The sequence below is a fragment of the Escherichia sp. MOD1-EC4550 genome (assembly GCF_963876935.1).
Classification (GTDB): domain Bacteria; phylum Pseudomonadota; class Gammaproteobacteria; order Enterobacterales; family Enterobacteriaceae; genus Escherichia; species Escherichia coli_F.
In genome coordinates, this window is sequence record NZ_CAWNSE010000004.1 from 1 (window position 1) to 13,062 (window position 13,062).

Consider the following 13,062-nt stretch of genomic DNA (forward strand, 5'->3'; position numbering starts at 1 on the left):
AACAGCCTGCGGCCTTTTTTGTATCCGGCCCCATGAAAAAAGCCTTAACGCAGAATGGACTGACCCATAACGCTAAGGCTTTTGTTTTCAAACAAAAAAAGATTACTTGCTGGTATCCAGTTCTTCGAAACCTTTCACCAGATCATCAATCGCTTTCATCTGCTTGAGGAACGGTTCCAGTTTAGCCAGCGGCAGCGCGGATGGACCATCACATTTCGCATGTTCCGGATCCGGATGCGCTTCAATAAACAGCCCAGCCAGACCTACCGCCATACCGGCCCGTGCCAGCTCAGCCACCTGAGCACGACGACCACCAGAAGCTGCACCAAACGGATCGCGGCATTGCAGTGCGTGGGTAACGTCGAAAATCACCGGCGAGTTACCAGAGACTTTCTTCATTATACTGAAGCCCAGCATATCAACGACCAGATTGTCGTAACCGAAGTTAGCGCCACGGTCACAAAGAATCACTTTATCGTTGCCGCCTTCTTTGAATTTATCAACGATATTACCCATTTGGCCTGGGCTGACGAACTGTGGTTTCTTGACGTTAATTACCGCACCGGTTTTCGCCATTGCCTCCACCAGGTCAGTCTGGCGAGCAAGAAACGCTGGCAACTGAATCACATCCACGACATCAGCAACGGGCTGTGCCTGGCTTGGCTCGTGAACGTCAGTGATAATTTTTACGCCAAATGTCTGTTTCAGTTCCTGGAAGATTTTCATCCCTTCTTCCAGACCTGGTCCACGATAAGAGTGGATGGAGGAGCGGTTGGCTTTGTCAAAAGAGGCTTTGAACACGTAAGGGATACCCAGTTTCTGGGTCACGGTTACGTAGTGCTCGCAAATGCGCATCGCCAGATCGCGAGATTCCAGCACGTTCATACCGCCAAACAGCACGAACGGCAGATCATTTGCTACGTTGATGTCGCCAATGCTAACCACTTTTTGTTTCATAGGATCGCCTTAATCTTGAGTAAAATGTCGATTAATTAATGCAGCACAATATGTTTATGCGCGATGTTATTTATTTGCGCACGGATCATTTCGCTGATCGGGTCTTCCGGACACTGTTCAACGAAATAACTTAAATCGTTCAACGCAACGTGTTCGCAATCCAGTTGCGCATAAATCAACCCGCGATCGCGAATTTCATAGGGATCTTCCGGGTTGAATTGTAATAATGCTTCGCTGGTACGTAGCGCCAGCTCCATCTGATTTTCTTCCATCAACGAAGCTTTGAGTGTATCCAGCAATTTGCGGATTACCTCAATGTTATCAGCTTCATCAAGGTCTTCATAAAACAGTTCCGCCGACGGGCTGATATTTCCCTTTAACCATACGTCCAGCATATGTTCGCTTAACGATTCACCGTTAAAAGGATTAATCAGCCAAATTTCGCCATCCGGACATTCAATGCGCAATATCAGCTGCGTAGGGAAAATCACCGGCAGCAGCGGCAAATCGAGACGATTCGCGACCCATAATAAAACGGCACCTAATGATACGGCACTGCCCTGTCGATTCTTTAACACCTGGTCCAGCCATAATGCATCGGAAAGACGATAAACGCCGCGTGAGGCTTTAAATCCCCAGTCGCCGTAAAACAGCGCGATCAGTTTTTCCAGCTGCTCTTCTAAAGGCAGAAGCTGGCTGATTTCTTCCTTCGCCAGAGTAACGAGACGCTCCAGTTCGTCGTAAACATCTTGCGAGGGAAAATCGCGGCGGATTGCTTCGCAAGCCAGGATCATGCCTTCGCACAATGGCGCTTTATTAAATTCGAAATCAGCTAACGATCTCATGACTTACCCCAGTAACGGTACTTTTGTGGTGGCGAGTTTAATGATGATGTACAGCACCACCAACGCCAGCGGGAAGGCAATAATGCGCGCCTGCTGACTGTGCATACGACGGTAATCGAGTGCAATAAAACCCAAAACGATATAAATGATAACTCCAAACAGCTTTTCAGTCAGCCACTGTGCCTGCCCGGAAAATGGCTGGATGTGCGCTTTAGCCATCAACGCAATGCCGCTTAACAATAACACCGTATCGACAACCGGCGGCACAATGCGCGTCCAACGAGCAAATGCCTGTGGATGCTTCTGATAACGTAGCCAGAAACGTAAGGTTAATAGCCCTACAGAAAGCGCAATGCTAATGAGATGAACGCTAAGCAGTGTAGAAAAACTTGTCATTGATAATAGCGGCCGAGCGTTACGCGCTCGTTATCACCATAGTCCCGACAGGTTTCGACGTCATGATATCCCGCGTGGATAAATGCCTGTCGCACCGCTTCGCCCTGCTGCCAGCCATGTTCCAGAAGCAGAAAGCCGCCGGATACCAGCGCGTTACGCGACTGTTCGATGATATGCACGATGTCTGCCATTCCACTGTCTGCCGCAACCAGCGCAGTGAGCGGCTCAAAGCGGACATCGCCTTGTTGAAGATGTGGGTCCTGCTCGTCAATATACGGCGGATTACTGACAATCATCGCAAACTGCTGCCCGGCTAGCGCGCTAAACCAGTCGCTTTGCAGAATATGGATATTTTTGATCGCCAGATGCTGGGCATTACGTTGCGCCAGAGAGACAGCATCTGGCATACGATCTACAGCGGTAATTTCACAGTCCGGGCGCTCGCTAGCCAGCGCCAGCGCAATCGCCCCGGTACCCGTCCCGAGATCGAGAATACGGCAAGGCTGTTCAGGCAACCGCGCCAGTGCCTGCTCCACCAGACACTCCGTATCCGGGCGCGGAATTAAGGTCGCTGGCGAAACAAATAACGGCAGCGACCAGAATTCTCGCACCCCGGTTAAATGAGCAATAGGTTCACCATCGCGACGACGCGTCAGTAGCGCATCAAGTTGCTGACATTGTTCGTCAGTCAGCTGCGTTTCACCAAAGGCGAGAATAAAAGTACGCCCTTTGCCGGTAACATGCTCCAGCAGGATTTCAGCATCACGCCGCGGGCTTTCGCTCGCCTGAAGTTGGCTTATTGCTTCACGTAACCAGTGTTGATATTCCATTATTCCTGCTCGGACAACGCCGCCAGTTGGTCGGCCTGATGTTCCTGGATAATCGGTTCAATCAGCATATCCAGCTTACCTTCCATCACTTCATCCAGACGGTAGAGCGTCAGGTTGATGCGGTGATCGGTAACGCGCCCCTGCGGGAAATTGTAAGTACGGTTACGGTCGCTGCGATCGCCACTCCCCAGCAGGTTACGACGGGTAGACGCTTCGGCCTGTTGCCGTTTTGCCATTTCTGCAGCGTGGATGCGAGCACCAAGTACAGAAAGTGCTTTAGCTTTGTTTTTATGTTGTGAACGTTCGTCCTGACATTCAACAACAATCCCGGTCGGCAAGTGAGTAATACGAATTGCCGAATCGGTGGTGTTAACGTGCTGACCACCCGCCCCTGACGAGCGGAAAGTATCAATGCGCAAATCTGCTGGGTTGATGTCCGGCAGTTCTGCGTCAGGCAGTTCTGGCATTACCGCAACGGTACAAGCAGAAGTATGAATTCGACCCTGCGATTCCGTAGCAGGCACACGCTGCACGCGATGACCGCCAGATTCGAATTTCAAACGACCATATACACCATCACCGCTAATTTTGGCGATGATCTCTTTATAGCCACCATGTTCACCCTCGCTGGCGCTCATGATTTCTACACGCCAGCGGCGGGCTTCGGCGTAACGGCTGTACATACGGAACAGATCGCCAGCGAAGAGCGCCGCTTCGTCGCCGCCGGTTCCGGCACGGACTTCGAGGAAGGCGTTACGTTCGTCATCAGGATCTTTTGGTAGTAACAGAACCTGTAATTGCTGTTCCAGTTGCTCGCTTTTTTCTTTAGCTTCGCGCAGTTCATCCTGCGCCATCTCACGCATTTCAGGATCGTCGAGCATCATCTGTGCGGTTTCGATATCTTCCTGAACCTGTTGCCAGTCGGTAAAACAGCGCGAAACATCACTTAACTGCGCATATTCGCGTGATAATGCGCGAAAACGTTCCTGGTCGGCGATAGTTTGCGCGTCACCCAGCAATGCCTGAACTTCTTCATGGCGTTCATGCAGGGCTTCCAGTTTGGCAACGATAGAAGGCTTCATAGGCGTAAATGCACCCTGTAAAAAAAGAAAATGATGTACTGCTACTCCAGCCCGAGGCTGTCGCGCAGAATATTCAGGCGTTCGTTATCCCCGTCACGGGCAGCCTGTTGAAGTGATTTCGTTGGCGCATGGATCAGGCGGTTAGTCAGTTTCCATGCCAGATCCTGCATAATGGCTTGCGCGTCGCCGCCCTGCTCAAGGGCTGCTAACGCTTTGGCGGTTAACTCATCGCGAACTTGCTCTGCCTGGCTGCGATACTCGCGAATGGTTTCGCTGGCACTTTGTGCACGCAGCCAGGCCATAAATTCGCTGGTTTCCTGAGCGACGATAGTCTCCGCCTCAACTGCGGCAGCTTTACGTTGTGCCAGGTTGTGCGAAATAATGCTTTGTAGATCGTCAACACTATAAAGGTAAGCATTCGCCAGTTTGCCAACTTCCGGCTCAACATCGCGCGGAACGGCAATATCTACCAACAGCATCGGTTGGTTGCGACGGCTTTTTAATGCGCGCTCCACCATGCCTTTACCGATAATCGGCAACGGACTGGCGGTAGAACTAATGATGATATCGGCTTCGCGCAGACGTTCGTCAATATCGCTCAAGGCAATCACTTCTGCGCCGACTTCATCTGCCAGAATTTGGGCGCGTTCGCGAGTACGGTTGGCGATAATCATCTTCTGTACTTTGTGTTCACGTAGATGACGCGCCACCAGCTCGATAGTCTCACCCGCGCCAACCAGCAGTACCGTCACCGTAGAGAGCGATTCAAAGATCTGCCGCGCCAGCGTACAAGCCGCAAAAGCGACAGACACAGCGCTGGCACCGATATCGGTTTCAGTGCGAACACGTTTTGCGACAGAGAAAGATTTCTGGAACATGCGTTCCAGTTCGCTGGCCTTCATATGGCCTTTTTGCGAATCGGCAAACGCCTTTTTAACCTGACCGAGGATCTGCGGTTCCCCCAGAACCAGTGAATCCAGGCCGCTGGCAACACGCATTAAATGGCTAACTGCATCGTTATCCTGATGCCAGTAGAGGCTTTTACGCAGATCGTCTTCATTGAGATTATGGTAATCGCAAAGCCAGCGGATTAACGCCTCTTGCAGGTTATCCTGCTCTTCAACGCTAAGATAAAGTTCCGTGCGATTGCACGTCGACAGCACCACGCCGCCCTGCACCATCGGCTGCGCAAGCAGGCTGTCAAGCGCCTGATCGAGCTTATCCGGCGAAAACGATACACGTTCTCGCAGCGATACAGGTGCCGTTTTATGGTTGATACCGAGTGCTAAAAGGGTCATGTCTGCGGGAAATAATACCAACGTTGATAGGGTTAGTCTGCTCGCATCATACAGGATGCGCGAGATCAATAAAAGAGAGAGCCCCCTTTTGGAGTAATTGCCGAAAGCCGTTAGATTCTGGCAATTAAGACAACTTGAACATAGACGATAGCGGACGGTAACGCTAGCATTAAGGGTTATAACTGCAACGTATCTCAAGGACTTGTCATCATTATGCCCCTGCCCGATTTTCGTCTTATCCGTCTGCTACCACTGGCTGCTCTCGTGCTTACTGCCTGTTCCGTTACCACGCCGAAAGGTCCTGGCAAAAGCCCGGATTCGCCACAATGGCGTCAGCATCAGCAAGACGTGCGTAATCTTAATCAGTATCAGACTCGCGGTGCATTCGCTTATATTTCTGATCAACAAAAAGTCTACGCCCGCTTTTTCTGGCAACAAACCGGCCAGGATCGCTATCGTCTGCTACTGACTAACCCATTGGGCAGCACCGAACTGGAGCTGAATGCTCAGCCGGGTAACGTGCAGTTAGTCGACAATAAAGGGCAGCGTTACACCGCCGATGACGCCGAAGAGATGATTGGCAAATTGACCGGAATGCCGATTCCGCTCAACAGTTTGCGTCAGTGGATTTTAGGTTTACCGGGTGATGCAACCGACTACAAACTGGACGATCAATATCGCCTCAGCGAAATCACCTACAGCCAAAACGGCAAAAACTGGAAAGTTGTTTACGGTGGTTATGACACCAAAACGCAACCTGCGATGCCAGCCAATATGGAACTCACCGATGGTGGTCAGCGCATCAAGTTAAAAATGGATAACTGGATAGTGAAATAATGCGGACACAGTGGCCCTCTCCGGCAAAACTTAATCTGTTTTTATACATTACCGGTCAGCGTGCGGACGGTTACCACACGCTGCAAACGCTGTTTCAGTTCCTGGATTACGGCGACACCATCAGCATTGAGCTTCGTGACGATGGGGATATTCGTCTGTTAACACCCGTTGAAGGCGTGGAACATGAAGATAACCTGATCGTTCGCGCAGCACGGTTGCTGATGAAAACAGCAGCCGCCAGCGGGCGTCTTCCTACGGGAAGCGGTGCAGAAATCAGTATTGACAAGCTTTTGCCGATGGGCGGCGGTCTGGGTGGTGGTTCATCCAATGCCGCGACGGTGCTGGTGGCATTAAACCATCTCTGGCAATGCGGGCTAAGCATTGATGAGCTGGCGGAAATGGGGCTGACGCTGGGCGCAGATGTTCCTGTCTTTGTTCGGGGTCATGCCGCGTTTGCAGAAGGTGTGGGTGAAATACTAACGCCGGTGGATCCGCCAGAGAAGTGGTACCTGGTGGTGCACCCTGGTGTAAGTATTCCGACACCGGTGATTTTTAAAGATCCTGAACTCCCGCGCAATACGCCAAAAAGGTCAATAGAAACGTTGCTAAAATGTGAATTCAGCAATGATTGCGAGGTTATCGCAAGAAAACGTTTTCGCGAGGTTGATGCGGTGCTTTCCTGGCTGTTAGAATACGCCCCGTCGCGCCTGACTGGGACAGGGGCCTGTGTCTTTGCTGAATTTGATACAGAGTCTGAAGCCCGCCAGGTGCTAGAGCAAGCCCCGGAATGGCTCAATGGCTTTGTGGCGAAAGGCGTTAATCTTTCCCCATTGCACAGAGCCATGCTTTAAGCCGGGCAAGCTGAGTTTCGGTGACAACGTCACCTTGTTCCAGACGTTGCATCGCGCTCTTTAATACACCGCCTGGAAAGAATCATGCCTGGCCCGCACAGTTTTCGGCAGATTCTTTCCACCAATGGACGCATGCCTGAGGTTCTTCTCGTGCCTGATATGAAGCTTTTTGCTGGTAACGCCACCCCGGAACTAGCACAACGTATTGCCAACCGCCTGTACACTTCACTCGGCGACGCCGCTGTAGGTCGCTTTAGCGACGGCGAAGTCAGCGTACAAATTAACGAAAATGTACGCGGTGGTGATATTTTCATCATCCAGTCCACTTGTGCCCCTACTAACGACAACCTGATGGAATTAGTCGTTATGGTTGATGCCCTGCGTCGTGCTTCCGCAGGTCGTATCACCGCTGTTATCCCCTACTTTGGCTATGCGCGCCAGGACCGTCGCGTCCGTTCCGCTCGTGTACCAATCACTGCGAAAGTGGTTGCAGACTTCCTCTCCAGCGTCGGTGTTGACCGTGTGCTGACAGTGGATCTGCACGCTGAACAGATTCAGGGTTTCTTCGACGTTCCGGTTGATAACGTATTTGGTAGCCCGATCCTGCTGGAAGACATGCTGCAGCTGAATCTGGATAACCCAATTGTGGTTTCTCCGGACATCGGCGGCGTTGTGCGTGCCCGCGCTATCGCTAAGCTGCTGAACGATACCGATATGGCAATCATCGACAAACGTCGTCCGCGTGCGAACGTTTCCCAGGTGATGCATATCATCGGTGACGTTGCAGGTCGTGACTGCGTACTGGTCGATGATATGATCGACACTGGCGGTACGCTGTGTAAAGCTGCTGAAGCGCTGAAAGAACGTGGTGCTAAACGTGTATTTGCGTACGCGACTCACCCGATCTTCTCCGGCAACGCGGCGAACAACCTGCGTAACTCTGTAATTGATGAAGTCGTTGTCTGCGATACCATTCCGCTGAGCGATGAAATCAAATCACTGCCGAACGTGCGTACTCTGACCCTGTCAGGTATGCTGGCCGAAGCGATTCGTCGTATCAGCAACGAAGAATCGATCTCTGCCATGTTCGAACACTAATCGAACCCGGCTCAAAGACCCGCTGCGGCGGGTTTTTTTGTCTGTAATATCCATTTGTATGACCTATGCCTCCTTCACCTGCCATTTAGTTGACAGATGATGCGCTCACGGATGAAACATTATTGTGAACAAAATATTTTCCTCACATGTGATGCCTTTCCGCGCTCTGATCGACGCTTGCTGGAAAGAAAAATATACTGCCGCACGGTTTACCCGTGACCTGATTGCCGGGATAACCGTCGGGATTATTGCTATCCCGCTGGCGATGGCGTTGGCTATTGGTAGTGGTGTGGCACCCCAGTACGGTTTATATACCGCAGCTGTTGCGGGGATTGTCATTGCTCTGACGGGTGGGTCACGCTTTAGCGTTTCCGGTCCGACTGCGGCATTTGTGGTAATTCTCTATCCCGTTTCGCAACAGTTTGGACTGGCAGGACTGCTGGTCGCGACACTCATGTCAGGTGTCTTTTTGATCCTGATGGGGCTGGCACGTTTTGGACGCTTGATTGAATATATTCCGGTTTCCGTGACCTTAGGTTTCACCTCGGGTATCGGGATCACCATCGGTACCATGCAGATTAAAGATTTTCTCGGTCTGCAAATGGCCCATGTCCCGGAGCATTATCTACAAAAAGTCGGCGCATTATTTATGGCGTTGCCCACCATTAATGTGGGTGATGCTGCCATTGGCATTGTGACGCTTGGCATTCTGGTTTTCTGGCCGCGTCTGGGCATTCGTTTGCCTGGTCACCTTCCGGCCTTGCTGGCTGGTTGCGCGGTGATGGGAATTGTTAACCTGCTCGGCGGACATGTTGCTACCATCGGTTCGCAATTCCACTACGTCCTGGCCGATGGTACTCAGGGTAACGGTATTCCGCAACTGCTGCCACAGCTGGTACTGCCGTGGGACCTGCCTAATTCAGAATTCACGCTAACCTGGGATTCTATTCGCACACTGCTGCCTGCGGCATTCTCAATGGCAATGCTCGGCGCAATCGAATCTCTGCTCTGCGCCGTGGTACTGGATGGTATGACCGGAACGAAACACAAAGCGAACAGCGAACTGGTTGGACAGGGACTGGGGAATATCATCGCCCCGTTCTTTGGTGGTATTACCGCTACAGCTGCCATCGCGCGTTCTGCCGCTAACGTCCGTGCCGGGGCAACTTCCCCTATCTCGGCGGTGATCCACTCTATTCTGGTTATTCTTGCCCTGCTGGTACTGGCACCGCTGCTCTCCTGGCTGCCGCTTTCCGCCATGGCTGCCCTGCTGTTGATGGTGGCGTGGAACATGAGTGAAGCGCACAAAGTGGTCGACTTGCTGCGTCATGCGCCGAAAGATGACATCATCGTCATGCTGCTGTGCATGTCGCTGACCGTGCTGTTTGATATGGTTATTGCCATCAGTGTGGGGATCGTGTTGGCATCGCTGCTGTTTATGCGTCGTATCGCGCGTATGACTCGCCTGGCACCGGTAGTCGTAGACGTTCCAGACGATGTTCTGGTTCTGCGCGTTATTGGCCCACTGTTCTTTGCTGCCGCTGAAGGCTTGTTCACGGACCTGGAGTCACGTCTTGAAGGCAAACGGATTGTGATTCTGAAGTGGGATGCCGTTCCGGTACTTGATGCTGGTGGTCTTGATGCGTTCCAGCGTTTTGTGAAGCGTCTACCCGAAGGATGTGAACTGCGCGTGTGCAACGTGGAATTCCAGCCACTGCGCACTATGGCTCGCGCAGGCATTCAACCGATCCCGGGCCGCCTTGCTTTCTTCCCGAATCGTCGCGCGGCGATGGCGGATTTATAAGTACGCGATTGACCAGTCAGCGCAAACTGACTGGTCAGCAAACTGCATTATTTGTTAGCTATGACGGCGATTATCGCTACGGCGGCAACGTTTGTCATAGTGGCGAACCCACCAGTAACGGTCGCACACCTGTTCATGCCCGCCAACACGGGCACCCGCCAGCCAGAGGATGGCACCGACGAAAATACTTAGCACTGCACCATGTGCGAAATACTGGGGCATATTAAACTGTGGTAACTGGTTGAGGATTGAATACCCCACGCCGACCACCATTACCACCAGACCCAACCCCATGAGCACGTTACCGAGTAACGAAGCGTTTTTGCGTTTCATATGTCACCTCCGGAACTTTCTGGGTTGTAACAGGGAATACCCCTCTTCCTTATGTGTAAAGTATAGACAACACCCTGTGGGTTATGTGCGGGCGTGATCACAATTACAACCCTTATTTCAACAAAACTTTACAAATAAACGCCTGAACACCTTGACTTTCTAATAGTCCACTTAGGCAATTATTGCGTTATCTGCATTTGATACGCAGTTTTTTGTCAAGCGGGGCCGCAACCAGTAAACTACGCGCCAGTTATGTACACACTCAGGACAAAAAAACGTGACGATTAAATTGATTGTCGGCCTGGCGAACCCCGGCGCTGAATACGCCGCAACGCGACATAATGCTGGTGCCTGGTTCGTTGACTTACTGGCAGAGCGTTTGCGCGCTCCGCTGCGCGAAGAGGCTAAATTCTTTGGTTATACTTCGCGAGTCACCCTTGGAGGCGAAGATGTCCGCCTGTTAGTCCCGACTACATTTATGAATCTCAGCGGCAAAGCCGTTGCGGCGATGGCCAGTTTTTTCCGCATTAATCCGGACGAAATTCTGGTTGCCCACGACGAACTGGATCTGCCACCTGGCGTCGCCAAATTTAAGTTGGGCGGTGGCCATGGTGGTCACAATGGACTGAAAGACATCATCAGTAAATTGGGTAATAACCCTAACTTTCACCGTTTACGCATCGGAATTGGTCATCCGGGCGATAAAAATAAAGTTGTCGGTTTTGTGTTAGGCAAACCGCCTGTTAGTGAACAGAAGTTAATTGATGAAGCCATCGACGAAGCGGCACGTTGTACTGAAATGTGGTTTACAGAGGGCTTGACCAAAGCAACGAACCGATTGCACGCCTTTAAAGCGCAATAAGTCGTTGTCTGCGGCATTTTTGCCGAGTGCCGTGTATAATAGGCAAAGTTATTTCCATTTCTGCAATCTGTTAGCAATAACAGGTTGATTATTAAGATATTAAGGTGATTTAAATCATGGGATTCAAATGCGGTATCGTCGGTTTGCCCAACGTCGGGAAATCTACCCTGTTCAACGCGCTGACCAAAGCCGGTATTGAAGCGGCCAACTTTCCATTCTGCACCATCGAGCCGAACACAGGCGTCGTACCAATGCCTGACCCTCGCCTGGATCAACTGGCTGAAATCGTAAAACCGCAGCGTACGCTTCCCACGACCATGGAATTTGTCGATATCGCCGGTCTGGTAAAAGGCGCATCGAAAGGCGAAGGTCTGGGTAACCAGTTCCTGACCAACATCCGTGAAACCGAAGCGATCGGTCACGTTGTTCGCTGCTTTGAAAACGACAACATCATTCACGTTTCCGGCAAAGTTAACCCGGCGGATGATATTGAAGTTATCAACACAGAACTGGCGCTGGCAGACCTCGACACCTGCGAACGTGCGATTCATCGCGTACAGAAGAAAGCCAAAGGCGGCGATAAAGACGCGAAAGCCGAGCTGGCGGTACTGGAAAAATGCCTGCCACAGCTGGAAAACGCAGGTATGCTGCGCGCGCTGGATTTAAGCGCTGAAGAGAAAGCGGCTATTCGTTACCTGAGCTTCCTGACGCTGAAACCAACAATGTACATCGCCAACGTCAACGAAGACGGTTTTGAAAACAACCCGTATCTTGACCAGGTGCGTGAAATCGCGGCGAAAGAAGGTTCTGTTGTGGTTCCGGTTTGTGCTGCTGTTGAAGCAGACATTGCCGAACTGGACGACGAAGAACGTGACGAGTTTATGCAGGAGCTTGGGCTGGAAGAGCCGGGCCTGAACCGCGTGATCCGTGCCGGTTATAAGCTGCTGAACCTGCAAACTTACTTCACCGCTGGGGTGAAAGAAGTGCGTGCATGGACCATTCCGGTTGGTGCAACCGCGCCGCAGGCCGCTGGCAAAATCCATACTGATTTTGAAAAAGGCTTTATCCGCGCACAAACTATTTCGTTCGAAGATTTCATCACTTACAAAGGTGAACAAGGCGCGAAAGAAGCGGGCAAAATGCGTGCAGAAGGTAAAGATTACATCGTTAAAGATGGCGATGTAATGAACTTCCTGTTCAATGTCTAATTAATTTGTTGTCTCATGAGGTTTCGCTAAATCTCATGAAGAGCGCAAAAGTATATAAAATCCACGCAATTGCGTGGATTTTTTCATTTCACCGAGTCCTAACCATTCTTATAACATCCTACACTTTTGTGCTTATTGCCTATAGTGAACCACGAGAATAATTAAAGACATAAGTGTTCAGATGAGGGATATCTCATTAGCAATGAGATCACGTAAGTTTGTGTTCCACTGCACATCAGACACCTTTTACAGCTGATCAATATTGATCACGCTCCAATATGCTGGCGAGAAAAGGACTTGCCTGAAGGGCAATATCCAGCAGATAAAGCCCCCGAATAACGTGATTACGTGCGATCCTGGCAAGATGAAAATGATAACCAGTATCACGATAATAACGATGTGCCAGAAAATCCATTGATCAAAAATGAATATCGATGTTTTTTGCTTTTTCTTATTAGTAATGCAAAAATGGCTCATATTGTTTTTGTTATGCAGATACATCAAGCGAAAATCCCATAACTAATTAGGATTATTACCAAAAATATTCACCAAATTATTTAACCGCTGTTTGTTGTAATGTTTTTGTCATATTCATAGTAACGAATTGGAATAAGTAACGACAACTTAGGGAATAACTCGATCTAAACTCACCTTTGTAAGG

The 13,062-nt window shown here is 50.7% G+C and carries 13 protein-coding genes; 6 read left to right on the forward strand and 7 right to left on the reverse strand.

What is annotated here, in order from left to right; all coding sequences use genetic code 11:
- Positions 1–102: 102 nt before the first annotated feature.
- From kdsA to hemA, 6 genes are read right to left on the reverse strand one after another with little or no spacing between them, the layout of a single operon-like run.
- Entirely contained in the window at positions 103–957 is an 855-nt protein-coding gene (gene kdsA / locus AACU19_RS03205; RefSeq protein WP_000811058.1) for a 3-deoxy-8-phosphooctulonate synthase, read from the reverse strand.
- Between the two features lie 35 nt (positions 958–992).
- Entirely contained in the window at positions 993–1,802 is an 810-nt protein-coding gene (gene sirB1, locus AACU19_RS03210; protein ID WP_001257058.1) for an invasion regulator SirB1, read from the reverse strand.
- A gap of 3 nt (positions 1,803–1,805) precedes the next feature.
- Positions 1,806–2,198, reverse strand: a complete 393-nt coding sequence (gene sirB2 / locus AACU19_RS03215; RefSeq protein WP_105278670.1) for an invasion regulator SirB2 — start codon at positions 2,196–2,198, stop codon at positions 1,806–1,808.
- Entirely contained in the window at positions 2,195–3,028 is an 834-nt protein-coding gene (prmC, locus tag AACU19_RS03220) for a peptide chain release factor N(5)-glutamine methyltransferase (RefSeq protein WP_000456456.1), read from the reverse strand. Before prmC ends, sirB2 begins: the two co-directional genes overlap by 4 nt.
- Positions 3,028–4,110 carry a peptide chain release factor 1 gene (prfA, locus tag AACU19_RS03225; RefSeq protein ID WP_000804726.1) on the reverse strand — a complete coding sequence of 361 codons (1,083 nt, stop codon included), beginning with the start codon at positions 4,108–4,110 and terminating at the stop codon, positions 3,028–3,030. The genes prmC and prfA overlap by 1 nt, the downstream gene beginning before the upstream one ends.
- 41 nt (positions 4,111–4,151) lie before the next feature.
- Positions 4,152–5,408, reverse strand: coding sequence for a glutamyl-tRNA reductase (gene hemA, locus AACU19_RS03230; RefSeq protein WP_001353262.1), 1,257 nt, complete (start codon positions 5,406–5,408; stop codon positions 4,152–4,154).
- Between the two features lie 213 nt (positions 5,409–5,621).
- Between hemA and lolB the strand changes: the two genes are divergently transcribed.
- The 4 genes from lolB (at position 5,622) to dauA (ending at position 9,998) form a co-directional block, all read left to right on the forward strand.
- A complete protein-coding gene (lolB, locus tag AACU19_RS03235; RefSeq protein WP_001130692.1) occupies positions 5,622–6,245 on the forward strand; it encodes a lipoprotein insertase outer membrane protein LolB in 624 nt (207 codons plus the stop codon).
- Complete coding sequence (gene ispE, locus AACU19_RS03240; protein WP_105278671.1) at positions 6,245–7,096, forward strand: 4-(cytidine 5'-diphospho)-2-C-methyl-D-erythritol kinase; 852 nt, start codon at positions 6,245–6,247, stop codon at positions 7,094–7,096. The genes lolB and ispE overlap by 1 nt, the downstream gene beginning before the upstream one ends.
- 150 nt (positions 7,097–7,246) lie before the next feature.
- Entirely contained in the window at positions 7,247–8,194 is a 948-nt protein-coding gene (prs, locus tag AACU19_RS03245) for a ribose-phosphate diphosphokinase (protein WP_001298109.1), read from the forward strand.
- 124 nt (positions 8,195–8,318) lie between these two features.
- Entirely contained in the window at positions 8,319–9,998 is a 1,680-nt protein-coding gene (dauA, locus tag AACU19_RS03250; protein ID WP_072039634.1) for a C4-dicarboxylic acid transporter DauA, read from the forward strand.
- Between the two features lie 54 nt (positions 9,999–10,052).
- On the opposite strand, the gene ychH is transcribed toward dauA, so the two are convergent.
- Positions 10,053–10,331, reverse strand: a complete 279-nt coding sequence (gene ychH / locus AACU19_RS03255; protein ID WP_000823885.1) for a stress-induced protein YchH — start codon at positions 10,329–10,331, stop codon at positions 10,053–10,055.
- 277 nt (positions 10,332–10,608) lie between these two features.
- Between ychH and pth the strand changes: the two genes are divergently transcribed.
- Entirely contained in the window at positions 10,609–11,193 is a 585-nt protein-coding gene (pth, locus tag AACU19_RS03260) for an aminoacyl-tRNA hydrolase (protein WP_000152937.1), read from the forward strand.
- 116 nt (positions 11,194–11,309) lie between these two features.
- Positions 11,310–12,401 (forward strand): redox-regulated ATPase YchF, encoded by a 1,092-nt coding sequence (gene ychF, locus AACU19_RS03265; RefSeq protein ID WP_000505866.1) that lies wholly within the window; start codon positions 11,310–11,312, stop codon positions 12,399–12,401.
- Positions 12,402–13,062: the final 661 nt, after the last annotated feature.

What these genes read in the sequence shown, in the direction of transcription:
- kdsA (WP_000811058.1), bottom strand. Translation starts at nt 957, where the DNA reads ATGAAACAAAAAGTGGTTAGCATTGGCGACATCAACGTAGCAAATGAT.
- sirB1 (WP_001257058.1), bottom strand. Translation starts at nt 1,802, where the DNA reads ATGAGATCGTTAGCTGATTTCGAATTTAATAAAGCGCCATTGTGCGAA.
- sirB2 (WP_105278670.1), bottom strand. Translation starts at nt 2,198, where the DNA reads ATGACAAGTTTTTCTACACTGCTTAGCGTTCATCTCATTAGCATTGCG.
- prmC (WP_000456456.1), bottom strand. Translation starts at nt 3,028, where the DNA reads ATGGAATATCAACACTGGTTACGTGAAGCAATAAGCCAACTTCAGGCG.
- prfA (WP_000804726.1), bottom strand. Translation starts at nt 4,110, where the DNA reads ATGAAGCCTTCTATCGTTGCCAAACTGGAAGCCCTGCATGAACGCCAT.
- hemA (WP_001353262.1), bottom strand. Translation starts at nt 5,408, where the DNA reads ATGACCCTTTTAGCACTCGGTATCAACCATAAAACGGCACCTGTATCG.
- lolB (WP_001130692.1), top strand. Translation starts at nt 5,622, where the DNA reads ATGCCCCTGCCCGATTTTCGTCTTATCCGTCTGCTACCACTGGCTGCT.
- ispE (WP_105278671.1), top strand. Translation starts at nt 6,245, where the DNA reads ATGCGGACACAGTGGCCCTCTCCGGCAAAACTTAATCTGTTTTTATAC.
- ychH (WP_000823885.1), bottom strand. Translation starts at nt 10,331, where the DNA reads ATGAAACGCAAAAACGCTTCGTTACTCGGTAACGTGCTCATGGGGTTG.
- ychF (WP_000505866.1), top strand. Translation starts at nt 11,310, where the DNA reads ATGGGATTCAAATGCGGTATCGTCGGTTTGCCCAACGTCGGGAAATCT.